Source organism: Pseudidiomarina marina, assembly GCF_003987045.1.
GTDB lineage: Bacteria > Pseudomonadota > Gammaproteobacteria > Enterobacterales > Alteromonadaceae > Pseudidiomarina > Pseudidiomarina marina.
The window spans coordinates 364,202-388,171 of sequence record NZ_PIPZ01000001.1 but is presented as its reverse complement, the minus strand read 5'-3'; the positions used below and the strand labels follow the sequence as shown (position 1 = coordinate 388,171).

Sequence of the window (23,970 nt, the reverse complement as noted above, 5' to 3'; positions counted from 1 at the left end):
CTACCCCGTAAAATAATACAGCTCGCTCGTAGAATTTCTTTTAAACTAAAGCAAAGGGGTTTACGATGAGCAAACGCATGACTGAAAGCCAAATTGTGGCGATTTTAAAAGAAGCCGAAGCCGGGATGCCGGTGAAAGATATTTGCCGTAAGTACGGCATCGGTAATTCAACGTTTTACAAATGGCGCGAAAAATACGGTGGTATGGAAGCGTCTGATGTGCGCCGCTTAAAAGAACTGGAAGAAGAAAACCGCCGGCTTAAGCAGATGTATGCTGTGCTGAGCCTCAAGTCACAAATGCAAGAAGACATAATAAAAAAGCTCTAGCACCTGTGGCAGAACGGGAAACCTGGGCACGCGAGTTGCAGGTGCAGTATAACGCGAGCGTTGTAAAGTGCTGTGATGTAGTTGGCATTAGCCGTACTGCTTACTATTACGAGCCAAAATTGACCGATGATGACGAAATCATTGATGCCTTGAATGCTTTAATCGACAAGCACCATCGGTGGGGGGTTCCCGAAGTGCTTTAAACGCCTCGAAAGCTAGGCCATCGATGGAACCACAAGCGTGTTTATCGCGTTTATACTGAGCTAAAACTGAACCTGCGACGCAAAGGCAAAAAGCGATTACCCAACCGCAACCCAGAGCCATTGGCTGCACCGAATGCATTGGGTAAGTCCTGGTCAATGGACTTTATGAGTGACAGCTTGCACAACAAAGTCAGGTTTCGCACATTTAATGTCATTGATGACTTTAATCGCGAAGTTTTAGGTATCGATATTGCGACCAGCATGCCGTCGTTGCGCGTCATACGCTATCTTGACCAACTTGCTGAGTGGCATGGTTACCCTGAGAAAATTCGGGTTGATAATGGCAGCGAATTCACCTCGGAAGTGTTTGTAAATTGGGCAAAAGCACATGACATTATGATTGATTACATTAAACCTGGTTGCCCATATCAAAACGCCTACATTGAACGATTTAACCGAACTTATCGTGATGATGTACTCGATTGCTACATCTTCAACAACCTGAACGAAGTGAAGCAAATAACCGAAGATTGGATTGAGCTATACAACAACGAACGACCGCACGATTCACTCAATGACATGACGCCATTTGAGTACCGAAATGCGGCATAAATACTCTACGAGATGACTGTGTTAGAAATGGGGTATTTACATTTCTTCCACTATCCTCACACTCATTGTCATCCCGGTATTCTATACGCTGGTGAAACAGCATCGATTAAGGCCTCGTTAATCAACGGATGGTGGATGAGGGGGCACAAGCTGCTGAAACATCTGTTCTTCAGCAGCTTGTGTTATCAGAGCATCATTCCGTGGGTTATCGCCCCATTCAATCGCGTGAGCCACGAAGCCGGAGAGCGTTGAAAACCACCGATGCCGAGCTGAGACTCATTGCGAGTGCGGCGAACATGGGTGAGAGCAGAATACCCGTGAGGGGATACAACACACCGGCTGCGATCGGGACGCCAAGCGCATTGTAGATAAACGCGAAACCCAGATTTTGCTTCATATTAGCGACGGTACTATCGGAAAGGTGCCGTGCGTTGGAGATTCCACGCAAGTCGCCTTTGACCAGGGTTACCTGAGCGCTGTTCATGGCAACGTCTGTACCCGTCCCCATGGCGATACCTACGTTAGCCTTTGCGAGAGCCGGGGCATCGTTAATCCCGTCCCCAGCCATAGCTACAATACAACCTTCAGCTTGAAGCTGTGTGACGAGGTCAAGCTTGTCAGCAGGTTTGACTTCGCCGTGCACTTCGTCGATTCCCAATTCCTTGGCAACAGCGTTAGCCGTTGCAATACCATCGCCGGTTGCCATGATGATACGAATCCCCGCTTGCTGGAGATCTCGCACTGCTTCCAGCGTGCTCTGTTTGATCGGGTCGGAGACAGCCAACAGGCCTGCAAGTTGGCCATCCGAGGCGAGATACATGACACTCGCACCTTTTTCGCGCAATGAGTCGGCGATGTTTGTCAGGTGGGTAACATCAATCCCGTCTTGCTGCATCAGAGCTGTATTGCCCAGGACCAGCGACTTACTATCGACTTGGCCACGAACGCCGATGCCGCTACCTGATTCAAAATCGTCGACTGCACTGAGTGTGAGGCCGCGCTCGCGCGCCGCGTTCACAATAGCGTCGGCAAGTGGATGTTCACTGCCTTGATCGAGGCTCGCTGCAAGACGTAGTACTTCATCGGCAGTTATGTCACCTGCCGGAATTGCTTGTTCAAAAGCCGGACGTCCTTCAGTCAATGTGCCGGTTTTATCAACAATCAGAGTATCGACTTTGCGGAAGTTCTCAATCGCGGCGGCATCGCGAAACAGCACGCCTTGCGTAGCGGCTTTGCCGGTTGCCACCATGATGGACATGGGTGTGGCCAGCCCCAACGCACACGGGCAAGCGATAATCAGCACCGCAACAGCATTTATCAAACCGTACACCCAGCTCGGTTGCGGACCGAAGAATCCCCAAACGAACAGAGTTGTTATGGCGATGACCACTACAGCCATAACGAAGTAACCGGCAACCAAGTCAGCCATGCGCTGCATGGGAGCGCGCGAACGCTGCGCCTGCGCTACGAGCTGCACAATCTGAGAGAGCACTGTGGCAGAACCCACTTTCTCTGCCCGAATCACAAGAGCGCCTGAAGTATTCATCGTCGCGCCAATCACCTTGTCTCCGGGCCGCTTGCTTACGGGGAGTGGCTCTCCGGTCAACATCGACTCATCCAATGAGCTATTACCTTCCTCTACCGTGCCGTCAACCGGGACTTTTTCACCAGGGCGAACGCGCAAGCGATCACCTTCATGTACGTGATTCAAAGGCACATCTTCCTCAGTGCCATCCTTGTTGATCCGCCGTGCTGTCTTAGGCGCCAGACCGAGCAAGGACTTGATGGCAGCTGATGTTTTCGAGCGTGCCCTCAACTCAAGCATCTGACCCAACAATGTCAGCGAAATAATGACAACTGCTGCTTCAAAATAGACTGAAACGCGGCCCATCGACATGAAAGTTTCAGGGAATATGCCCGGTGCTATCGTCGCGATAGTGCTATAGATAAACGCCGCTCCAGTACCAAGGCCTATCAGCGTCCACATGTTCGGGCTGCGGTTCACTACTGATTGCCAGCCCCGTACAAAAAATGGCTGCCCTGCCCACAACACTACCGGTATTGAAAGAACGAGTTCGATCCATGTTTGCACGCTCATGCTGAACCAGCCAAGCTGCGGGCCGAACATAGCATGTATTGTCACGATGACAGTAAACGGCAGCGTCCACCAGAACCTGCGTGAAAAATCTTTCAACTCTGGATTGTTATCATCATCCAGACTGGGCATCAATGGCTCAAGAGCCATGCCACACTTTGGACAGGTTCCCGGGTGATCTTGCAGGATCTCCGGATGCATAGGGCAAGTGTACGTCGTGCCGGGCTCATGCGGCGTTGTATGTTCCTCCGACTTGGTGGGATCGAGGTACTTTTCCGGGTCATCACGGAATCTACCCAAACACTTGGTGCTGCAAAAATAGAAAGACTTACCCTCATGCTCCATGTGATGGGATGAATTCTCTGTAACTCGCATGCCGCACACGGGATCTGAGAGCGGCGCATCTGTGTGCGACGGATCCACGTGGTGTGGATGTTCTGATTGATTCTGCCTCATAACAACTAATCCTCTCGAGGTATGTGCCAAATTCCGTATATGCGTGCGTATAGCCTCATGACTGCATACATTTACTTCTTTTCAGCACCACTTTAATCCATTGGATGTACTGGTCAACTAAATCCGGACACATTTTTAAACAATAATTCATGGTTAACTGGCGACCTGCCGCCGTTGGCCGAATGTAGTCGCTCCAGGTGGTAGTAACGGATGTAAGCGGCCACATCCCTTTTCATATGTTCACGTGTCGGTTGTGACACTTTAAAGAGCCAATCATGTTTCAGGCTGCCAAAAAATCGTTCAACAACTGCGTTGTCCCAGCAGGCGCCAACGTCGCCCATACTCGCTCGCATACCAAAACGCTGAAGCTGCTTCCGGTACCGCTTGCTGGTGTACTGCGACCCGCGGTCGCTATGGAACACCAGCCCCTTGCTCGGCCTGCGCAGGTTGTAAGCCGTAATCAGAGCCCGCAGCACCAAACTGGTGGTCATCGTTTTATCAATTGCCCAGCCCACGATGCGCCGCGAATACAGGTCCATCACAACCACCAGATACATCCAGCCTTCGCCGGTGCGGCAGTAGGTCACATCGCCCGCCCAGATCTGATTCGGGCCCACTGGGTTGAAATTCTGATTCAGCAAATTGCCCGCTACGCTGTCGCTGTGTTTGCGCTTGGTGGTTACTTTGTAAGCCACGCGCTGCGTCACCTTCAAGCCTATTTGATCCATAAGCCGGCGAACCCGGTATCGGCCAATTTCAAAGCCTTCCGCGCGAAGTGCCTTCATCATTTTCCGGCTGCCCAAGCTGGATCTGCTCGCTTTGAACAGTTCCTTGATCCGGCGGCGAAGCTGCAGCTCTTGAGCGCCAATCAGCTTGCCCGGGCGCTTGCACCAGTCATAGTAAGCCGACTTGCTGACCTTCATAACCCGACACAGAGCCCTGATTGGATAGTTGCCAGATTCGACCTTGATGAATTCAAACTTTACTTTATTTCTTTCGCGAAGAAGGCTGATGTAGATTCAAGTCATCAACGCAACACCCTTATCAATCATGTGTGACGGTGTCATAAAGCTCAATGTTTTTCTCGGTCTCTCGTTTAATTGGGTCGCTACGTTGTTAAGAACTTCCTGTGAATGAACAGATAAATCAGTTTTTCTTGGGAAGTATTGCCGAACCAAACTATTAGTATTTTCGTTTGTGCCTCGTTGCCATGGTGATTGGGGGTCGCAAAAGTAAACGGGTATACCAATTTCTTTTGTTAGATCAGCATGCTTAGCCAGTTCCATACCGCGATCCCAGGTGAGCGATTTCCGGTATTCTGCCGGCATCTGCTTAAATATTTTTAACAGCGCCCGGTAAACCGACTCCGCGTCTTTGCCAGCTAATTTCAATAGGATAGTTACAAGCTATTTCCCGTAAAGTACCAACGATAAAACCGTCACTCACTACATATCCGAAAATCGATTCGCAGTGTGCACCATTCGTTTAATTTCATTTTCTTCAACGTTTTTTACTGTTTCTAACAGCTCTTTTGCGCTGTCTATATCAACACGGGAATATAGGTGTTCATACAACTCAATGACTTGCTCATGATGGTTTACAATGTTCTCCATAATGTGATCAGTATCTAACTCTTTAAAAGGCGAATCACAGTGTCCATGCTCAACGATGGGATGTTTCCCAATATAGTCATAACACCAAGTGTCTAATGCATTTCGGTTTGCTGTACTCAAAAAACCTTCGACCATTCGCTCTAAGCTAGCCTCATGACCCGACACGTAGTTTAGAATCATCCGAGCTCGTTCATCTTGGTTTTGTTTAGAGCAGTGAGTAACACACTCCTTCAGGTTTTTGTGGAAATCAACGGTCCAACTCAGCACATCTTTGATTGTTTCTATTTGCATTTTTTACTCGTTACCTATAATTAATCGTTACTTTCGTTTGCTTTTGTTAACTGGCGGACTTCTGTGACAACTCCACGGTGTATGTTCCGAATTATCTTTAATATTTTGGTCAATAAACTTGTAGTACTCTTCTTTCAGATGAGTCCACCACCCACTATTTATTTCAACACCAAACTTCCTGAGCTTTTCCTCTATAACATTGAGATCCACTTTAGAGGCATCATAAGCTACCAATAACAAGTTATGCTCAGAGTCATAGGCAACGCTATCGAGACCAACCAAGCGATCGATTTCGTTAATCGCTTCGCGAACTTTTTTCACACTCTCAGTGTTTAGCTTTAATGTGCGATTGACTAAGTTAATTTCCCGCACTCCTGCTCTATGATCGTTATTTGACATCAATACTGTCCTGTTAATTAAAACTACCAATACGTTTCAGGCAACATTTGCTCGGTGTTAACTTTGTAACGAAAGCTCTTTATTAGTGGCTGCTCGTTTATCGTGAACCCAGAACAATTCATCGATTGGCGAGATAGAAACTAATCCCTCGTTAGATACCCCAGTATGGGCCGCTTCAACTACCAAGAGGGCAACATCACGCGCATCATCACTGTTCACATAAACTTCAAGCTGTACGTGATCAACTAAGTGATCATCGTTATAGCTATCGAAGTAGTAACCCCGTCCTCGCACAGGAAACAGCGTAAAGCCGCTAATGCCACGGCCGATGAGAGCCTCATCCACTGAGTCTTGTCGAAGTTGATCAAAAATAGCGGTAATTTTAGATAGGTTCATATACCCCCCTAAAAGCCCTAAAAGCCCTAAAAGCCCTAAAACATATAGCTTATGGACTGTGTTTAGTCTAGTTACTTAAATTTCGAGAAAATCTAGAGTTGTAATTTAGTAGTGCTATTTCGGAGGGTAGTAAATATCGAAGAGTATTTGCTTCACATCAGCTTTATAAGACAAGGGATGTGGCAAGTTGCTAGGAGAGTTTATCAAGGTGTCGAATTGAATAAATACTAGAGGTGAGTTCGCAGAGTTACACTCTTCATCCATAGAGCATTTATCAGCTACGCAGCAATAACAGTCGTCAATGATAGATTGCTCACTTTCATCGCAATGAAAGTTATCTTTGCTTTCGTTGCTAACATCCATATGGCTAACACTTTTTTCGTGCTGTACATTGGAAGCATTGTTATAAGGAGGAGCGGCTGGGAAGGATAGCTGTATCACTATTCCTAACATAAGCACAACTAAAAATTTTGCTTGAAACATATGTGCGCTCCTATTGCCATGCTATAAATTAGCATACTACCCCCTGCACATCATTGATCGAGATCAAAGATGCGCAGGTGATATTTACAGAGTAAGGTATCATCTAACCTTAACGTCTTTCTTTCGCCACAAATAGTAAACAGCAGGTAATACGAGCAAGGTTAAGATAACAGCGCTGATCATTCCTCCAACCATTGGCGCCGCTATTCTACTAACCACCTCAGCCCCAGTCCCTGTACTAAACATTATAGGCAATAAACCAGCAATTGTAGAAACGGCCGTCATCATGACTGGGCGAACACGAAGTCCTGCCCCTTCCATTACGGCAAGAGAGAGACCCTCTTTCGTTAATGCTTTACCATGCTCTAACTGACTTTTTTCATATTCATTATAGGACTGGTTTAGGTAAGTCAGCATTAGTATTCCTATTTCTACAGTGACACCTGCTAGAGCTATAAAACCAACCGCTACAGCAACTGAGAAATTATAATCTAAAAGATACATTAGCCAGATTGCCCCCACCAATGCGAGAGGCAAAGTTCCCAATATAATGGCGATTTCTGTAGCGTTTCGAAAGTTCATATATAAAAGAACGATAATAATCGCGAGCGTTAACGGAATCACGTAAGTCAGTTTTTCCTTTGCCCTTTCCATATATTCGTACTGCCCGGACCAGGTAACTGAATACCCTGCTGGCAACTCGAGTTCTTGTTCTACAACCTTCATTGCTTTTTCAACATAAGTGCCGACATCAACTCCCTCAATGTCGACAAAAGTCCAGCCATTAAGTCTTGCGTTTTCGCTTTTAATTGCCGGCGGTCCAAGTTCAACGTAGACATCAGCCACATCCGCCAAACTAATACGCTGCCCGTTTGGCGTAACTAAAGGTAGCTTCTTTAATTCTTCCGGCGAATCACGGTAATCTTGAGGGTAGCGCAAGTTTATTGGGTAACGTTCAAGCCCTTCAATGGTCTCTGAAACATTCATTCCGCCAATAGCCGTGGCAACAACCTGCTGAACATCCTCAATGTTCAAGCCATAACGTGCAGCCTGCTCTCTTTTTATGTCGACTTTGACATAGCGTCCACCAGCCACTCGCTCTGAATAAACAGAAGCCGTACCATCGACATCATCAAGTATCGTTTCAAGCTGCTGACCGATCTTCTGAATTTCATTAAGATCAGCTCCGGCAACTTTTATACCTACCGGCGTTTTTATACCTGTCGATAACATATCAATGCGAGTTTTAATGGGGTAAACCCACGCATTGGTCAGCCCCGGAAACTTTACAAGCGCATCCAGTTCTTTTTTCAACTTCTCAGTGGTCATACCGTCTCTCCACTGATCTTTCGGTTTCAGTTGAATAAAGGTTTCAATCATCGTTAGGGGTGCCGGATCAGTGGCGGTATCCGCTCGACCAATTTTGCCAAAAACCGTCTTCACTTCCGGTACCGTTTTTATGAGCTTGTCGGTTTGCTGCAACAGCTCCCTTGCTTTACCAATTGATAATCCGGGATAGGTAGTGGGCATATACATCAAATCGCCCTCATCCAAATCTGGAATAAATTCACTACCAATTTTGTCAATCGGCCAGACACCAACGGCCAGGATAACAAGCGCTCCGCCAACTGCTGTCTTGGGGTATTTCAAAATGCCTTTTAAAAGCGGTTTATACCCGGCGATCAATAACCGATTAAGCGGGTTTTTCCCCTCAGGTGTTACCTTTCCTCTGATAAAATATCCCATCAACACGGGGATAACGGTAATCGCTAAGGCTGCACTGGCTGCCATTGCGTAAGTTTTCGTGAAAGCAAGCGGAGAAAACATCCGCCCTTCCTGGGCTTCTAAGGTAAATACCGGCATAAAGCTGACGGTAATAATGAGCAAGCTAAAGAAAAGAGCAGGGCCCACCTCTGAAGCAGAGGCGGCAACCACCCGCCAGCGGTTCTCTGCTGTCAGTGGCGTTTTTTCCATATGCTTATGCATATTTTCAATCATGACGATGGCACCATCGATCATAGCGCCAATAGCGATTGCGATCCCTCCAAGTGACATAATATTCGCGTTAATTCCTTGCCAATACATGACAATAAACGCGGTTAAAATACCCAAAGGCAAGCTGATAACTGCAACCAGCGAGGAGCGGACATGGAAGAGAAATATCACACAGATAAACGCGACAATAGCGAGTTCTTCTATTAAACTTTTCCAGAGACTTTCCACGGCATCCGAGATAAGCCCCGAACGATCATAGACAGTGACTATATCGACACCTTCTGGTAGCCCAGACTTTAATTCTTCCAACTTTTGTTTAACGCCATCAATCGTTTTTTGGGCATTTTCTCCGAAACGCATTACCACAATACCACCCACGGCTTCTCCCTCACCGTTGAGTTCGGCGATACCGCGTCTCATTTGGGGGCCCACACCCACATCAGCAACGTCTTTAAGCAATAATGGCGTGCCATTTTCATCAACGCCAAGCGGGATACTCTCTAAGTCTGACACACTATCAATATAGCCTGAGGCCCGGACCATATACTCAGCTTCCGCCATTTCAACCACCGACGCCCCCACTTCCCGATTGCCTCGCTGGATAGCATTTTGTATGTGAGCAAGAGGAATATTGAATGCGCGCAGCTTCTCCGGATCCACTTTCACCTGGTACTGCTTTACCATCCCGCCGAGGGCGGCAACTTCCGAAACCCCCTCGACCGTTTGCAGTTCATACTTTAAAAACCAATCCTGCATACTGCGTAACTCACTCAAATTGTGGTTACCCGTGCGATCAACCAAGGCATACAAATACACCCAACCAACCCCTGTTGCATCAGGGCCTAATTGCGGTCTTGCATTAGAAGGCAGTTTCGGAGCAACCTGAGACAAATATTCCAGTACTCGCGAACGCGCCCAGTAAGCGTCTGTATCTTCGTCAAAAATGACATACACATAGGAGTCGCTGTAAAACGAATATCCACGGACGGTTTTAGCGCCGGGGACAGACAGCATAGCGGTTGTTAATGGATAGGTTACTTGATCTTCTACCACCTGCGGCGCTTGACCCGGATAGCTGGTTTTAATGATCACCTGGACATCCGACAAGTCCGGCAGTGCGTCTACGGGCGTATTCTTAACCGCAAAAGCACCAACACCCACGAGGATTAATGTCGCCAGAAGAACGAAAAAACGGTTACTCACTGACCATCGAATGACTGACTTAATCATGGTTATGCTCCTGCTCTGTCACTTGTTTTTGCTCAGGAATATGAATCGATGTGAGCTGGTACTGTTGCTTCCCGACTTGCGTTATTTCCGCATGCAAGGATAACCCCGTGCTAAGCTGAGAAAGTTCAACATCCGAAGCAACATCGAAGTCCATCGTCATTGCAGGCCAGTCCCATTCAGAAATCTCACCGTGCTCCAGCGTAACCATCGAGTGCTGAGGCATAACATTTTTAACGGTTGCTTCAACCCAGACAGCTTGAGCTGCTGTGTCACTTGACATGCTGCCATGGCTCTCGTTATCAACATGCGTGTCATGTTGCATGCGCTTAAAGTCAGAGGACTTACTGGACTCAGAATCAATCAAAAACTGAGCTGAAGTAACGATGTCATCACCTGCCATGAGACCCGATAAAATTTCAACTCGCGAGCTCCCTAACCGCCCAACATCAACATTAACTGATTTAAATTTCCCATCACCCAGTGCCAGGACAACTCGGTTCGAATCACCCATTCGGATAAGCGCTTCTTTAGGGATGATTAAGTTTTTGTCGCCTAAACCAGCCTTAATGTTAAGATTCGCAAACATGCCCGGTTTTAAAAAACCATCCGGGTTGTCGAAGTGAATTCGAACTTGTCCCGTCCGAGTTTTAGAGTTAAGTGACGGATAGACATAATCAACCTTTCCTTGCCACTCTTTACCTGGAGCATACCCAAGGTTCATTTGAACGTCATTGCCTACCTCAACCTGGTTCAATTGCCGCTCAAAGACTTCTGCAATAACCCAAATTTTATCCAGTTGAGCAATGGTCATTAAATTCATACTCGGCGTTACAAACGCACCTTCACGCACAGTCAGTCTATCCAATACCCCGGACTGCTTTGCTTTTACCGTGATTGTTTTCTGAATTTTACGAGTTTCTTTTAACTTCTTAATCTCAGATTCAGAGACTTGCAGAGCTCTTAAGCGTTCTTCAGCGGCATCAATTAGCACCTGATTACCTCTTTGCGAGGCCAATACAAGCTCCTCTTGCGCATTAACCATTTCAGGAGAGTAAATACTGTATAAAGGCTCGCCGGCTTTAACCGAGTTACCAACCGCTTTTACGAAAAGCTTCTCAATCCAGCCTTCAACACGAGGACTTACTGTTAATACTCGGTCCTCATCAAACTGAACATAGCCAACTGTTTCGATATCTAGGTTGAGTCTCGAGGACGTGACGGTTGCAGTTGTAACCCCAAGGTTATTAATAACGTCGGGATCAATTCTCACCGTACCAGGTGAACTCTCTTCTGCATCATCGCCATAGTAAGGAATAAGGTCCATCCCCATTGGAGACTTTCCTGGTTTGTCTCGACGATAATTAGGATCCATCGGAGCCACCCAATATAACGGCTCTTTTTCTGCATTGCCCGATGAACGATCAGACACTTCAGTCGATTGCATTACATAGCCAATAGCGCCAGCGCCAACTGCAAAGCCTACAGCTAAACTTATAAGAGATTTGGTGACTGTTTTCATTTTACACTCCTGAAAGTAATAAGTAGTTTGCTTCGGCAATCAATTTTTGGCGGTTGATGGCGATTGCTAATGCATCAATTTTTGCGTCGATTTCCGCAATCTGTGACCGTACCGCCTCGGCAAAGTCGCCATCATCATTGTTGTAGGCAGTCAATGCGGCTTCAGACTGGGCGGACATTTGTGGAAGTAGCTCTTCGTGATATAGGGCAGCACGTTCATTCAAACGGTTCAGTTGTAAAAACGTACTGCGTAAATTGGCTATTAACTGCCTGGCAACCAATAACTTCTCAGTTTTTTTTGCTTCCGTTTTAAACTTTGCTGAGCGTACCTGCTTATCCTGTTTGTTGTCAGTAAATAAAGGGACATCGAACGTAACCCCGACTGACAGCAAGTCGGCACGGTCATTGCCGCTTGGATCGTCGTTTCTATGGCCATATTTCAGATTGGCTGACCATTGCGGTTTATAACCTTGCTGAGCGAGCTCGACAGACGTCTCCGACGCCAAAATGTCTTGATCGGTCGCTTGCAAAACCGGGTGTTCTTTTATCAATTCGTACAAGGCTTGATTCGGTATTGTCGAAGGTGATAGCAATGTCTTCTTCAGCGTAAGACTCGGAAGGTCATCCGGTAACCTTGATTTCGCTATAACACCTATCCATTCCGACAATTCGCTTTGAAGTTGCTCCTCTTTTTGTCGCAGTGACGTCAACCTATCATCCAGGCGTGTAAGCTCAAGTTGGGCTCTAATAACATCTTGCTGCCGTGCTTTTCCCTCGGTACTGGTATAACTCGCCTTAGCGGTTGACACTAACTGTTCAAAAAGCGCTCTATCCGATTCAATCAAGCGGATACTTTGCTGAGAGAAAAAGACATCCAACCACAACTTAGTGACCGTTGTTTTGACTTTAGCAATGCGATCCGCTCTCAAAAACGGTTGTTTTTGAGCTAATTGGTTTTTCTGCTTACGAGACAACGATAAAGTGTCTCCTCTGGGAAATGCTTGTGAAACACCGACGACTAACTGGGCCATCCCTTCCTGTCTTGAACTAAAACTGTCAACAGGGAAACTGGCAGCCGTGAATGATATTGTAGGGTCAGGCAAACTGGAAGAGGCTATCGCTTCACTCGCGAATGCCTCTTGGGTTTGCTTACTTGCTGTTAGCCAAGGGTCTTCTTGTACAGCGATACTCACTGCGTCTTGCAAATTCAAAGGCGGCTCTTGCGCATTTGCAAAATTTGGCACCACTACAGTCAGAACACTTAAATAAGCCATTCTTCTTAAAAGTTTCATATTGTTACTCTCAAAAACTGTGATTTTTTAAATTAAACACAGACCAAGTTATGAGTCGGACCGTAACGAGGACGACGAACGACGTCGTAACGACAATGACCGAACCAAAGCTTATAGCTGTGCTTTTACCTGGACGATAAACGCGCCAGGAGCGAGAAATTTAGTACTTTTTAAGAGTAGATTGGGGGCCGAAATAGCGAGAGAGAGTGCTTTTCTTTAATATTCGTATCTAAGAATGAGGAAGCGTTAAAAACCAGCTTCTCACTAGGCGGAACGGTGGATTGCTCAGAATAAACGACAGTAATTGACGGGCTGTAACAATGACGCATCATTGAATCAGAGCAACAGTTATCGGTAAGAGAATGTGACACTTCGCAATCTGCAAGATCGCAAACTTGCTCAGTAGGATCGTGCATACATGCCTTTTCCGTACTGATAGTTTGTGAAAATGACATTGTTGTTACTGCTAATAGCAGTAGGGCAATGATTAAACGATACATGCGAAGGTTCACTATAAAAACATGCTTGCATTGTATCTCTTTTGGCTGATAAAGATCAATCAATTAAAGGAAGTACCCATAACGAGGTAGTCAACCCAGATGGTGATACGACTTCTACATCACCACGCAGATTTATTGCTAACTCAGGCGCTTTCAAGCTCTAAATACCAAAGTCATCGAACCTTACTTGTTCTCGCGGAACGCCAAAGTCAGCAAGAGACTTTAACGTTGCTTTCAGCATTGGTGGAGGACCACACACGTAAACGTCCAATGTGTTTTTGTTTTCATCTGCCAACCATTTCATTGCGGTTTCGTGCACAAAGCCAGTGTGCCCGGCCCACTCATCTGATTTAGCAACCTCTGAAAGTACCGGTATATAATTTAACCGCTCATCTCTTTCGAACTCATCCCTATAACAGAGCTCTTTTTCATATCGTGCGCCGTAAAAAAAGATACAGCGACGAGGAGAGCCTGCTGCTAATTCACTTTGTATTAACGCTCTCAACGGTGCAATACCCGCGCCGCCCCCGATGAAGACTTGTGTATGAGAGTTTTGCTTTGCCAGTTGGAAGTCTCCAAATGGCTCAACGGCATCGACACGAGCGCCAGCTTCTAAATTACATAAGTAATTTGATCCCACCCCCGGCGGTACCCCTTCGCTTGGCGATGGCAGCTGCCTTATGTTAAACACAAATCGAGTCGGGTGAGGCCGCGTAGCAACAGAGTAATGTCGTGACAATATTTCGTTTAAGTGTGGAATACGAAACTGCATAAACTGCCCGGCTTCATAATTAACGGGCTCTGAACTTACAAAAGTAAGCTCTTCAAGATGACTAGAAAAGCTATAAAAAAAGTTGTCCACTTTTTTCAAAATAAAAATAATTTTTCATTTTTAATGAATTTTTACCCTTTTCTGATTATTGATGCTTTTAATCTTTTGCCGACTATAATGCATACACGAATACATAACTTTTACGTAAGGAACTTGGCTATGAGTCAATCAACTAAAAAAGCCACGCTTTACAGAATGTCGACACCTGACCACCAATGCCCTTTTGGTTTAAAAACCAGGCACTTACTTAAAGCCAACGGTTACGATGTGGACGACAACCTGTTGGAAAGCCGAGAAGAAACCGACAAATTCAAGAAAAAGCACGACGTCGATACCACTCCACAAGTGTTTATTGGTGATAAACGTATCGGTGGGTACGAGGAGGTTCGAGCCTTTCTTGGAAAGCCTCTTCCTGACCCTGACGCAACCAGTTACCGGCCCGTTATTGCATTATTTATTATGACGGCACTCCTCTCTGTAGCCACGTCGTGGTTGTCTTTTGGTCGCGTATTTACCGTACAAACCATCGAGTGGTTCATCAGTTTCTCTATGGTGGTTCTGGCCTTGCTCAAACTCCAGGACGTAGAGAAATTCTCTACTATGTTTCTCAATTACGATCTTCTCGCCAAAAAATGGGTGCCTTATGGCCGTATTTATCCCTATGCCGAAGGCTTGGCGGGTCTGTTAATGGCAGCCGAATTCGCCCATGTCATATCCATACCCGTCGCATTATTCATCGGCATCGTAGGCTCTATATCGGTGTTTAAAGCCGTTTATGTCGACAAACGCGAGCTAAAATGTGCCTGTGTCGGTGGCTCCAGTAATGTGCCGTTAGGCTTCATTTCGCTCACTGAAAACCTCATGATGGTCGCTATGGCTGTCTGGATGTTTTTTACAATGAACTAGAAAAAGAGCGCATAGCGCTCTTTTTCTTAACGCTTTTTACGTAAAAACAAAATCTCACCAGCGGCAATCAATGCCATACCGATAAGAGACGCCCAAATCACCAGCGGATCGCTCGTCCATTTCACCCATATAAAAGCGACTAAAACGATGACGTCTAGCGTGATTGCGCTGACAAGTATGTAAATATTGGCATTCACCTTTTGCCTTAGATGCCGTAATACGCCCCAGTGGATCGCAATGTCCATCACGATATAAAAAATAGCGCCCAGTGACGCAATTCGACTCAAATCGAAGAATGCCGCTAAGATCATAGCCATAACAATGGTGTAAACCAGCGTATGCTTCTGAATGGAACCTGGCATGCCAAAATGACTGTGTGGAACAAGCTTCATATTGGTCAACATGGCTAACATTCTTGAAACGGCAAACGCGCTGGCAATCACTCCTGATACCGTTGCTACAATTGCAAAAGCGACCGTCACCCATAGTCCGGTCTCGCCATAGACGGGTCTGGCTGCTTCAGCAAGCGCGTAGTCTTTCGCTTTCACAATCTCATCTATGGACAGGCTCGAGCCAACCGCCAGAGTGACCAGAACGTATATTAACGCGCAGATAATCAGCGAAATAATAATGGCACGCCCGACATTTCTCTTAGGCTCAACAATTTCACCGCCACTATTGGTTATTGTTGTAAACCCTTTGTACGCAAGTATGCTTAAAGCAATCCCCGCTAAAATACCGCCACCCGTAGCTTCTTCTGGAATAGCCGATATCGATTCAAACTGAATGCCTGAGGCCCACAAACCACCAGCCGCTAAAATGACCAACCCTAAAGTCTTAACAAAGGCCATAAAAAACGAGAACGTTTGAATAAACTGATTACTCAAAATATTGATAAAAAACGCAAAGACCAGCAAACCCACCGCCAACAAAGGGATAAGCCACTGCGCTTCAAAAGAAATTAACTGGCTGGTATAAGACGCAAATGTCCGAGCGACTAAACTTTCATTAATGACCATAGAAAAGTACATCAAGAGTGCGAATATCGCCGTCACACTTCCTTTTCCATAAGCTTTACTGAGGAACATCGCAATACCGCCCGCTGACGGATAGGCTTTCGCCAACTTAACGTAAGAGTAAGCGCTAAAGCCGGCAATGATACCGCCGCACACAAATGCCAGGACAAACCACTCTCTTGCCAGCTGAGCAACTTGTCCGGTCAGTGCAAAAATACCAGCGCCAATCATCACACCAGTCCCCAGCGACACCGCCCCCCAAAGACTCAGGCTGCTTTTCTGATAATCCTGATGTCCGTGTTCATGAGCGTGTTCTGCCATAATCAGCTCCTGTGATTGAACTCAGTTGGACCAATGGATCCGGATAATTTTCCAGCCAGACTCAGTCGTATTTGATACGGTTACGGTTTCATTCATCGTTAAATCAACCTCACGCCCGTTATACTCCCCGGAAACGCTATACCGAGAAGTGATCACAGCAAGGCCATCGGCTTCTTGTACTGTCCTTTCAATCAGCTTGGAAGGAACCGCCTGGCTAAATTTGATATCTGACTTAAGATGATGAGCACTGTATTCAGCCAGGGACCGTTCAACGCCACCACCTTCAAAGATAAGCACATCATCGGAAAGCACGTCTTTAACGACCTCCGTGTCACCTTCAGTTAAAGCAGTTCGAAATGCATCAAGCACAGCGGTCGGCTCAGATAGTTTTTCGGCGCTACTGGGCGCTGAAATAAACATTACCGAAACCATAAAAACACTCACAAGTAATTTCATTCTTCTTATTCCTTACATTAACCGGGGGAAAACGCGCTGCTTAGCGCAGAGGCCAGGGTAAAAATAGTGACAGCCAATACCATTTCCGCCGTTATGGAGTTTTTGAGTCGCTTGGCGGCCGCGTTATCATTTAATTGCGGTACGAACTTTAATTTATGCAATGCGGCAACAAGGAGAATCAGCGCCACAAATACAAGTTTCGCTAGTAGTACCGTGTCATACGACGTAAGCGGCAGCTCTGGCATCCATCGCCCTGTTGCACTACGATACATAACCAAGCCCGCAATAAGGAGTATTGGAACCGCTGCAGACATATGCACACCAAAACGCTCCATAATGGCTTTCGCTTTAGCAAGCGGTACCGACGTTGCCAGCTTTCGCAATGAGTTAAGACTGCCGAACCAAACCCAAGCGACTAACAAGTGTGTTAAAAGCGCTAGCTTTCCCCACCAGACGGCGTCACTGCCGTGACCAATACTTAAAAAGCTCCATCCCATGAGTCCAATGGCGACAACATATAGCACCCACTTTATACGTTTTAGCTTAACAACGGAGTAAACAATCCAAGCAATAGCAACCGCTATCTGAAGTTGCATGAACAACCCAACAGGGCCGGTCCATATAAACTGCATGTAGGTCGTGTCAATCATGCCGGCAAAGCCTTCAGCAGCAAAACTACCGACTTTCAGAAAAAAATACAGAAGGCTTGCCAGTAATAGAAGCAACGCAACAAGGCTATTCTTTCGTTCAGACTGCTTTTTTAAACCGGACAAATAAACGATATAAGGCGAGGCGGTCATCACCGCGTTAAGCCAGAATATAAAGGCCAACGTTAAAACGCTGGCCACACTCCAAAGGGTCATCATTTCACCTCAAAGCTAAAATCACCCGATATTTTATGACTGTCCCCACCCATTGCCGTCCAATAAACCGTATAACCACCTGACGCCAAATTGTTTTTAACAGCAATTTCGTACGCTGCTTTGGGAGTCATGCTCATCGAAAAGTCCAGCGGATGCATTTTACCGTCATCTGAGTGCAGCATAATTTTAGCCAGACGAACATCACCGGAAAAATTCATCGTAATTTCCGTTGGTGACTCGGACAAAGTCGCACCGTCCTCCGGGCTACTGGATGTTAGGCCGACGTGAGCGCTGGCCCATGCACTAAAAAATAACGTGGTACCGAAGGCTAACTTAAGTATGTTTTTCATGTTGTTTCCTCTTTGTTTATTATCAATTAAAACCAAACTCTGGCCCCAAGGACCACGCCTGTTTCTGTGGTGTCCTCACCCATTCGTTTCATTTCATCTGCCGTGTTGCCTAACGCGCCGTTCCAATAAACACCAATGTAGGGTGCTAACTCACGACTGATTTCGTGACGATAACGCAACCCCACACGCAAGTTGCTCAAGCCACTTTGCCGTTCATATTTGTCTGAATCTGTCAGGTTGGCTGTAAACTCAATGCGAGGCTGTAAGTACGATGTTTGTGTGAGCTGCCACTCGTACTCAGTTTCGCTGACAAACTGGACATCGCCTTCTTCGTTCACCATCAACGAGTTGTCCATTTCAAACCAATACGGAGCCAGCCCCATGAAGCTAACAACGGCATAATTTTCCATAGAGGCATTAGACGATAAGGAGCCTCGCGTACCAACACCGGCCTGAAACGACCAAAACGGAGACATCAGGTAGCCGTATAACAACTCAGCCCTTTCCAAGTCAGTGGGCTCTCCGTCATCTTGAATATTTTCCCCCTCACTTTTGAAGACAAACCGATGATAATCACCACCGTACCAAGCCATCATGTCCCAAACGGCAACGTTCTCTTCCTCGTCTGTTCGCGTTAATTCCAGCCGGTCAAATAATACCTGCTCGGTGTAATATTCTTTAACGGGCTCTGGCCAGCCTTCCTCTGCATGTCCCGCCATTGCCACTGCGGGTAGAAGTGCTGTAGTGAACAACAATGATTTAGCGTACATAGCCTTCCTCCTTATGCCACATTTACCACACGAAACATGCCCGCTTTCATGTGATAAAGCAGATGACAATGAAATGCCCAGCTTCCCGGTGCATCAGCGGATATCAGTAGTGATACTTTCTCGCTTGGTTTTAAACTAATGGTGTGCTTACGAGGACGAGGATACTGTCCATTTTCAAGTTCCATCCACATACCGTGTAAGTGGATTGGATGATCCATCATGGTGTCATTAACCATCACCAACCTTAAGCGCTCGCCGTGACGGAACTGCACAGGGCCGTCAACTTCGGTGTAGTTCTTCCCGTCAAACGACCACATATACCGTTCCATATTACCGGTCAAATGCAGTTCAATCTGGCGCTCTGGTTCCCGCTTATCTGGCCATTCTTGGGCGCCAATAAGATCGCTATACACTAAGACTCTATGGTCAACATTATCCAAACCTATGCCCGGTTCATGGAGACGACTGGTCGGATTCATAGCTATCATGGCGGCAGCAGCTCCGTGACCACCTTCACTGTGCTCAATTTTAATGTTTTCCACAGGAAGCTCTTTTTTATGCATCATTTCATGATTCATATGACCGTCTGTGCCGCTCATATTCATCATACCTTTCTCTTCCTTATTTCCTGACATCGCCATGGCCCCCATTCCCATCGCGGCCATACCACGTTCAGGCACCGCGCGTAACTCAGGAACTTCTGCTTCAAGGCCAATTTCTGGTGTTAATGTGCCTCTGACATAGCCACTACGGTCAAAGCTCTCCGCAAAAATCGTATAAGCCTTGTTATGCTTTGGCTGAACAATGACATCATAGGTTTCAGCCACTCCGATACGAAACTCATCAATAGACACAGGCTTCACCGGTTGACCATCTGCCGCCACTACAGTCATCTCTAGACCAGGAATACGTACATCGAAATAGCTCATCGCAGAGCCGTTGATAATACGAAGTCGCACTTTCTCACCTGGTTTAAATAATGCTGACCAGTTCATTGCTGAATCGCGGCCATTCATCAGGTAGGTATAAGTACTGCCCGTCACATCCGCAATATCACGGGGGCTCATTCGCATTTGCCCCCACATTTCTCGTTGCTTCCAGGTTTTCTCTAACCCTTGCTGTCGCACGTCCTCGAAGGTCTCAAATATCGTACGTTTTTGATAGTTATAGTACCCCTCCGCAACTTTCAAGTTACGAAACACGGTATCCGGATCTTCGAATGTCCAGTCGCTGAGAATAATGGTATGTTCTCGATCAGCACCAATGTCTCCGTCTTTCGGTTCAATCACTAACGGCCCCAGGTGTCCCAATTGCTCCTGCAAACCGGAATGGCTGTGATACCAATAAGTTCCGTTTTGCTCGACATCGTAGCGGTATTTGAACGTTCGTCCTGGCTTTATCCCTTCGAAAGATACGCCAGGTACGCCATCCATATTCTCCGGCAATATAATTCCGTGCCAGTGAATTGACGTGTCTTCCGACAACCGGTTAGTCACATTTAGCTTTGCTCGCTGCCCTTCTTTTAAACGAATCAAAGGGCCCGGCATTTGGCCATTGATGGTTATTGGTGTTCCTACTTTATTTCCCACGAGCAGTGGGGACTTTGCAATGGTGAGATCAATCTCATCGTTTGTCAGGATCTGATCTTTAAAACTGCGTCCCTGAGGAGCAGCCCAAGTTGGAGCTACTTTGGCGATTGCTAAAGCAGACGCCATAGTGAATGCAGATTTAATAAACTTTCGACGCCCTTTGTTAAACTCATTGCTCATTATGACGCTCCTCTTTTGAGGTTAAATTTTGATAACGTTGAACGTCCTGTTCCTTACCAGACGGCTCATCAGAAACCGATGATTTAAACCCTTTAATCGCACTACCAAGATCGGAGCCCAGGGTTCGTAGCTTTTTGCTACCAAAAAGAAGGATGACAATAACTAGTATAATTCCTAGCTGAACCATACTCAAACCGCCAAAACCCATATCTAAAGCCCTCCATTTGAAAGTGCTTGCTGCTGCTCTAAACTTGCTATCTGCTGATAAGGTGTAATTGAACCGTCCTTTTTGATTTCATAGACCGTATACGGTTGAAACCGAGTACCCATTTCCATACCAACAGACCCTACCGGCATGCCAGGAACAGTTAATCCAATGCCATTTTCTGACTTTTTCCCAGCTAAATAATGAGAAACCAATGTAGGAGGAACGTGCCCCTCAAAGACATAGCCATTACTAGAAATAGCGGTATGACAGGATTGGACCTCGGCACTAATACCGGAGTCACGTTTTCGTTGGGTCAGGTTGTTCGGATGTTGTACGGACACACTAAAGCTATCGGGTAAAGCTTGTAACCACTTTTCACAGCAACCGCAGTTGGGATCTTTTAGAACGGTTAGTTGCTGCTCTTCTACATCGGTTGCAGATACAGACACGGAAAACAGCATCGCCAAAACAGCGATATTGCGTTTGATAGACATAATTATTCACCGATTAATAAGTTTTAAGGAAACACGCCGAGCGTGTGTTAAATTTCTAGTAACTTATTAAGCGGTAATTATTGGGGGACGGAATAAATTAGACGCGTGTTTAGCACGAATTGAGGTGTCGATGGTCGCATCGACTTTGGCAGAGAGGTTAACTGCAGCGGTATTAACCGAAGAAGACTGTCCGACAAATAAAACCGAGCCGCCGGAGCAATGCCGAATGGTCATGTCAGCACAGCACGAGTTGTGCTTTTGCGTCTCATGCTCGCAATCGTTTGTGTCGGCTTCGTACATCATGCTGTGCTGCATTTGGCTGTTATCATGACATGCGTGAGCTTCTGCCGTTTGCGAAAACGACATCGACACCAATAGCACTGTCATTAATAACAGAATTCGAATTAGCACGAGCACCCTGCTTTTTGCAATTTAATAAACTTCAGTCTAACGTCGTTTTAGCGCATGTCAAATAATAATGATGAATCACGAAATGTTCGCAGGTATGGACTTTCTATGGATGCTGATTGTGGGAGCTATTTTTATTGTTCCCGCATGGCGTATCTGCCAACGAGTTGGCTACCCTGGTCCATTGGGTCTTCTGATTGTTATCCCTATCGCAAATATCATTCTTCTTTACTTTATAGCGTTCGGCCCATGGAAAAATGTTGATAAATAGCTAATTCACTTTAACCAAAGCAACAAGTATAGCTTTTCATCTCTGATCAGAAGCACGAATTTATTTGCCACTACACGTTCACAAGTTGCAGACCACTATAGCTATGTTCAACGTGTTAAGCGAGTATTGGGCATAGCCAAAAAGTTAAAAGATTCATTTGTGAAAAAGCTTTCAATCAAAAAACTAAAGCTGAAGTTTTAGTAACAAGGTAAGTAACACGCTTGAATCTTAATATTTTTTATCCACTATAAAACAATAAGTTATTAGATCTTATCGATTCCGCCTCCGGCACCATTATTGATAAGGCCTCGCTAGAAATAGCGGGGCTTTTCTTTTTCTGGCTTTGTACCAGATTTGTACCAGTTGTACCATCCACATTGCCCGCCACCCGTTTCAAATGATGACTCGCAAGGTGAGCGTACCGCAGTACCATCTCATACGATGACCAACCGCCAAGCTCCTGCAACTCTTGTAAGCTTGTGCCGCGTTGAACATGCCAGCTTGCCCATGTATGGCGTAAATCGTGCCAACGAAAATTTTCAATACCCGCTCGTTTTAACGCTGCATGCCATGCTTTGGTTGATGTGCGCTCAACTGGTTTACCTTGATACACAAAACAATAGTGAACATCGTCGCCCTGCACTTCTTGCAACACCGATAAAGCATCGTTATTGAGTGGCACGTTTATCGCCTTTCCTGATTTTGATTGATCAGGATGAATCCACGCAAAACCACGTTCTAAGTCCACTTGATCCCACCGTAGATAACTCACATTCGACTGACGCAAACCTGTAGCCAGTGAAAATTGAGCCATCAACCGCAGATGCTTAGGTAACTCATTCAATAAACGTTGTGCTTCATCGTGTAATCCCCCCGATTTTTCGGGGGGATTACACATTGGCTGTAGGAAAAAGATTACGGATAAAGTTAGCTTAGTATGTGCTCGTTGATTTAGGCTGCAAGGTTAACGTTAAACCAAGTGCAGATGCCACCTTAGCGATAGTTGAAAATGTCGGATCTCCATCAGATTCCTCCACGCATGCATCCAAGTATGCTTGAATGGCTTCGTCATTATCGAGGTGTTGTGTGTATGTAACTACCCCGGGGTTTGTCAACTGCAGTTAACAACCTGTGCGTTGACACGAGGTTTGAAGAGTATGGTTAGTTGGTAAAAGTGGCAAACGTAATATTGTGTAGGATAAAAACTTAATAGTTAAAATTCGACGAAGCTATGTCCGCTGTGCGCCATTAAGAGACATTCACTTAGCTCTTACAACAACTTTGGCCTTCTTGAATTGGTGGGCATTTCACTGTTCCATAAGAGCAGTATACACAACAATCGCCCTTCAAAGGCTTTAGGAGAACTTTGCAAGATTCACATTCATAATACCACTGGCAAGCGTTGGTTGACATTTCTTCGGTTTTACTGAAACCGCACTCAGGGCAAGTAATGGTAGAATTTAACTCTATACCTCGCATGTTTGCTCCTTCAAAGGTTTAACAATGTCCAATACGGACATTACAATCATCAAACAAATACCCACATAGAACAAATAAGTGCTCCAGTCATATTGCCATAGTGGATAGAGGGTTAACAAAACAGCTATAGGCCCAATAACTCCAAGAGTACCTCTCGTATGATTTTGGTTTTTATACCAGTTATACAAATTTACCAACAACGCCAAAGTTGCAAATATAGGTAACAAGGTATTTACAGCAATCCCCTCAAAGTGAGAGAGAAAGCCTAATCCCAATGCTGATGCTAATGAACCGAGAGCAGGGAAACACCCCGTACAACTGAGGGCTGCAAGCCAAACACCACCTGAGCCAACTTTATCTAAAATCTTATTAATCATTTTTAACGCCTAACATTATTTGAATGACTTGAGTGTAAACT

General features: G+C 45.9%; 23 protein-coding genes and 3 pseudogenes. 2 read left to right on the top strand and 24 right to left on the bottom strand.

Features of this window, described 5'->3' with window-relative positions:
* Positions 1-65: 65 nt before the first annotated feature.
* Positions 66-1,141: pseudogene (locus CWI76_RS01835) on the top strand (IS3 family transposase).
* Between the two features lie 217 nt (positions 1,142-1,358).
* Here the strand turns inward: CWI76_RS01835 and CWI76_RS01830 are convergent.
* The 11 genes and pseudogenes from CWI76_RS01830 to CWI76_RS01775 form a co-directional block, all read right to left on the bottom strand.
* Positions 1,359-3,692, bottom strand: a complete 2,334-nt coding sequence (locus CWI76_RS01830; RefSeq protein WP_126758671.1) for a heavy metal translocating P-type ATPase — start codon at positions 3,690-3,692, stop codon at positions 1,359-1,361.
* A 113-nt stretch (positions 3,693-3,805) separates the two neighbouring features.
* Positions 3,806-4,699 (bottom strand): annotated as a pseudogene (locus CWI76_RS01825) (IS3 family transposase); the annotation flags it as partial.
* Between the two features lie 12 nt (positions 4,700-4,711).
* Positions 4,712-5,092: pseudogene (locus CWI76_RS01820) on the bottom strand (IS30 family transposase); the annotation flags it as partial.
* A 45-nt stretch (positions 5,093-5,137) separates the two neighbouring features.
* The gene (locus CWI76_RS01815; protein WP_126758670.1) at positions 5,138-5,596 is read right to left on the bottom strand and encodes an ATPase; all 459 of its coding nucleotides are present in this window, start codon (positions 5,594-5,596) and stop codon (positions 5,138-5,140) included.
* 27 nt (positions 5,597-5,623) lie between these two features.
* Positions 5,624-5,995 (bottom strand): cation transporter, encoded by a 372-nt coding sequence (locus CWI76_RS01810; RefSeq protein ID WP_126758669.1) that lies wholly within the window; start codon positions 5,993-5,995, stop codon positions 5,624-5,626.
* A gap of 57 nt (positions 5,996-6,052) precedes the next feature.
* Entirely contained in the window at positions 6,053-6,391 is a 339-nt protein-coding gene (locus CWI76_RS01805) for a P-II family nitrogen regulator (protein ID WP_126758668.1), read from the bottom strand.
* Between the two features lie 114 nt (positions 6,392-6,505).
* Positions 6,506-6,874 carry a hypothetical protein gene (locus tag CWI76_RS01800; RefSeq protein ID WP_126758667.1) on the bottom strand — a complete coding sequence of 123 codons (369 nt, stop codon included), beginning with the start codon at positions 6,872-6,874 and terminating at the stop codon, positions 6,506-6,508.
* A gap of 99 nt (positions 6,875-6,973) precedes the next feature.
* Entirely contained in the window at positions 6,974-10,099 is a 3,126-nt protein-coding gene (locus CWI76_RS01795; RefSeq protein ID WP_126758666.1) for an efflux RND transporter permease subunit, read from the bottom strand.
* Entirely contained in the window at positions 10,092-11,618 is a 1,527-nt protein-coding gene (locus CWI76_RS01790) for an efflux RND transporter periplasmic adaptor subunit (RefSeq protein ID WP_126758665.1), read from the bottom strand. The genes CWI76_RS01795 and CWI76_RS01790 overlap by 8 nt, the downstream gene beginning before the upstream one ends.
* Before the next feature lies 1 nt (position 11,619).
* Positions 11,620-12,909 (bottom strand): TolC family protein, encoded by a 1,290-nt coding sequence (locus CWI76_RS01785; protein ID WP_241967928.1) that lies wholly within the window; start codon positions 12,907-12,909, stop codon positions 11,620-11,622.
* 660 nt (positions 12,910-13,569) lie between these two features.
* On the bottom strand, positions 13,570-14,271 hold the full coding sequence (locus CWI76_RS01775) for a ferredoxin reductase domain-containing protein (RefSeq protein ID WP_241967965.1): 702 nt from the start codon (positions 14,269-14,271) through the stop codon (positions 13,570-13,572).
* Between the two features lie 129 nt (positions 14,272-14,400).
* Between CWI76_RS01775 and CWI76_RS01770 the strand changes: the two genes are divergently transcribed.
* A complete protein-coding gene (locus CWI76_RS01770; protein ID WP_126758663.1) occupies positions 14,401-15,147 on the top strand; it encodes a MauE/DoxX family redox-associated membrane protein in 747 nt (248 codons plus the stop codon).
* Positions 15,148-15,173: 26 nt separating this feature from the next.
* Here the strand turns inward: CWI76_RS01770 and CWI76_RS01765 are convergent, their stop codons facing one another.
* The 13 genes from CWI76_RS01765 to merC all read right to left on the bottom strand — a co-directional run bounded on the left by CWI76_RS01765 (position 15,174) and on the right by merC (position 23,929).
* Entirely contained in the window at positions 15,174-16,484 is a 1,311-nt protein-coding gene (locus CWI76_RS01765) for an APC family permease (protein WP_126758662.1), read from the bottom strand.
* A gap of 21 nt (positions 16,485-16,505) precedes the next feature.
* The gene (locus CWI76_RS01760) at positions 16,506-16,940 is read right to left on the bottom strand and encodes a YybH family protein (protein WP_126758661.1); all 435 of its coding nucleotides are present in this window, start codon (positions 16,938-16,940) and stop codon (positions 16,506-16,508) included.
* Positions 16,941-16,957: 17 nt separating this feature from the next.
* Positions 16,958-17,806, bottom strand: coding sequence for a copper resistance D family protein (locus CWI76_RS01755; RefSeq protein ID WP_241967927.1), 849 nt, complete (start codon positions 17,804-17,806; stop codon positions 16,958-16,960).
* The gene (locus CWI76_RS01750) at positions 17,803-18,153 is read right to left on the bottom strand and encodes a copper resistance CopC family protein (protein ID WP_011234483.1); all 351 of its coding nucleotides are present in this window, start codon (positions 18,151-18,153) and stop codon (positions 17,803-17,805) included. The genes CWI76_RS01755 and CWI76_RS01750 overlap by 4 nt, the downstream gene beginning before the upstream one ends.
* A 26-nt stretch (positions 18,154-18,179) precedes the next feature.
* The gene (locus CWI76_RS01745) at positions 18,180-18,923 is read right to left on the bottom strand and encodes a copper resistance protein B (protein ID WP_126758660.1); all 744 of its coding nucleotides are present in this window, start codon (positions 18,921-18,923) and stop codon (positions 18,180-18,182) included.
* Between the two features lie 11 nt (positions 18,924-18,934).
* Positions 18,935-20,692, bottom strand: a complete 1,758-nt coding sequence (locus CWI76_RS01740; RefSeq protein ID WP_126758659.1) for a copper resistance system multicopper oxidase — start codon at positions 20,690-20,692, stop codon at positions 18,935-18,937.
* Positions 20,682-20,900 carry a twin-arginine translocase TatA/TatE family subunit gene (tatA, locus tag CWI76_RS01735; protein ID WP_126758658.1) on the bottom strand — a complete coding sequence of 73 codons (219 nt, stop codon included), beginning with the start codon at positions 20,898-20,900 and terminating at the stop codon, positions 20,682-20,684. The genes CWI76_RS01740 and tatA overlap by 11 nt, the downstream gene beginning before the upstream one ends.
* Positions 20,901-20,902: 2 nt before the next feature.
* Positions 20,903-21,394: a DUF411 domain-containing protein gene (locus CWI76_RS01730; protein ID WP_006956253.1), complete on the bottom strand. Its 492-nt coding sequence runs from the start codon at positions 21,392-21,394 to the stop codon at positions 20,903-20,905.
* A 66-nt stretch (positions 21,395-21,460) separates the two neighbouring features.
* On the bottom strand, positions 21,461-21,805 hold the full coding sequence (locus CWI76_RS01725; protein ID WP_126758657.1) for a hypothetical protein: 345 nt from the start codon (positions 21,803-21,805) through the stop codon (positions 21,461-21,463).
* 506 nt (positions 21,806-22,311) lie between these two features.
* Positions 22,312-22,971: a site-specific integrase gene (locus CWI76_RS01715; RefSeq protein WP_126758655.1), complete on the bottom strand. Its 660-nt coding sequence runs from the start codon at positions 22,969-22,971 to the stop codon at positions 22,312-22,314.
* Between the two features lie 34 nt (positions 22,972-23,005).
* Positions 23,006-23,188: a hypothetical protein gene (locus tag CWI76_RS11820; protein WP_110076781.1), complete on the bottom strand. Its 183-nt coding sequence runs from the start codon at positions 23,186-23,188 to the stop codon at positions 23,006-23,008.
* 148 nt (positions 23,189-23,336) lie between these two features.
* Positions 23,337-23,552, bottom strand: a complete 216-nt coding sequence (locus tag CWI76_RS11660; RefSeq protein ID WP_072243337.1) for a GDCCVxC domain-containing (seleno)protein — start codon at positions 23,550-23,552, stop codon at positions 23,337-23,339.
* On the bottom strand, positions 23,540-23,929 hold the full coding sequence (merC, locus tag CWI76_RS01700; RefSeq protein WP_034823179.1) for an organomercurial transporter MerC: 390 nt from the start codon (positions 23,927-23,929) through the stop codon (positions 23,540-23,542). Before merC ends, CWI76_RS11660 begins: the two co-directional genes overlap by 13 nt.
* Between the last annotated feature and the right edge of the window lie 41 nt (positions 23,930-23,970).

Excerpts from the sequence above, each read along its gene's own strand:
- CWI76_RS01785 (WP_241967928.1), bottom strand. The coding sequence starts at position 12,909 with ATGAAACTTTTAAGAAGAATGGCTTATTTAAGTGTTCTGACTGTAGTG.
- CWI76_RS01815 (WP_126758670.1), bottom strand. The coding sequence starts at position 5,596 with ATGCAAATAGAAACAATCAAAGATGTGCTGAGTTGGACCGTTGATTTC.
- CWI76_RS01795 (WP_126758666.1), bottom strand. The coding sequence starts at position 10,099 with ATGATTAAGTCAGTCATTCGATGGTCAGTGAGTAACCGTTTTTTCGTT.
- CWI76_RS01740 (WP_126758659.1), bottom strand. The coding sequence starts at position 20,692 with ATGAGCAATGAGTTTAACAAAGGGCGTCGAAAGTTTATTAAATCTGCA.
- CWI76_RS01810 (WP_126758669.1), bottom strand. The coding sequence starts at position 5,995 with ATGTCAAATAACGATCATAGAGCAGGAGTGCGGGAAATTAACTTAGTC.
- CWI76_RS01830 (WP_126758671.1), bottom strand. The coding sequence starts at position 3,692 with ATGAGGCAGAATCAATCAGAACATCCACACCACGTGGATCCGTCGCAC.
- CWI76_RS01765 (WP_126758662.1), bottom strand. The coding sequence starts at position 16,484 with ATGGCAGAACACGCTCATGAACACGGACATCAGGATTATCAGAAAAGC.
- CWI76_RS01805 (WP_126758668.1), bottom strand. The coding sequence starts at position 6,391 with ATGAACCTATCTAAAATTACCGCTATTTTTGATCAACTTCGACAAGAC.
- CWI76_RS01760 (WP_126758661.1), bottom strand. The coding sequence starts at position 16,940 with ATGAAATTACTTGTGAGTGTTTTTATGGTTTCGGTAATGTTTATTTCA.
- CWI76_RS01745 (WP_126758660.1), bottom strand. The coding sequence starts at position 18,923 with ATGTACGCTAAATCATTGTTGTTCACTACAGCACTTCTACCCGCAGTG.
- CWI76_RS01730 (WP_006956253.1), bottom strand. The coding sequence starts at position 21,394 with ATGTCTATCAAACGCAATATCGCTGTTTTGGCGATGCTGTTTTCCGTG.
- CWI76_RS01750 (WP_011234483.1), bottom strand. The coding sequence starts at position 18,153 with ATGAAAAACATACTTAAGTTAGCCTTCGGTACCACGTTATTTTTTAGT.
- CWI76_RS01755 (WP_241967927.1), bottom strand. The coding sequence starts at position 17,806 with ATGATGACCCTTTGGAGTGTGGCCAGCGTTTTAACGTTGGCCTTTATA.
- CWI76_RS01715 (WP_126758655.1), bottom strand. The coding sequence starts at position 22,971 with ATGTGTAATCCCCCCGAAAAATCGGGGGGATTACACGATGAAGCACAA.
- CWI76_RS01770 (WP_126758663.1), top strand. The coding sequence starts at position 14,401 with ATGAGTCAATCAACTAAAAAAGCCACGCTTTACAGAATGTCGACACCT.
- CWI76_RS11660 (WP_072243337.1), bottom strand. The coding sequence starts at position 23,552 with ATGCGAGGTATAGAGTTAAATTCTACCATTACTTGCCCTGAGTGCGGT.
- tatA (WP_126758658.1), bottom strand. The coding sequence starts at position 20,900 with ATGGGTTTTGGCGGTTTGAGTATGGTTCAGCTAGGAATTATACTAGTT.
- CWI76_RS01790 (WP_126758665.1), bottom strand. The coding sequence starts at position 11,618 with ATGAAAACAGTCACCAAATCTCTTATAAGTTTAGCTGTAGGCTTTGCA.
- CWI76_RS01800 (WP_126758667.1), bottom strand. The coding sequence starts at position 6,874 with ATGTTTCAAGCAAAATTTTTAGTTGTGCTTATGTTAGGAATAGTGATA.
- merC (WP_034823179.1), bottom strand. The coding sequence starts at position 23,929 with ATGATTAATAAGATTTTAGATAAAGTTGGCTCAGGTGGTGTTTGGCTT.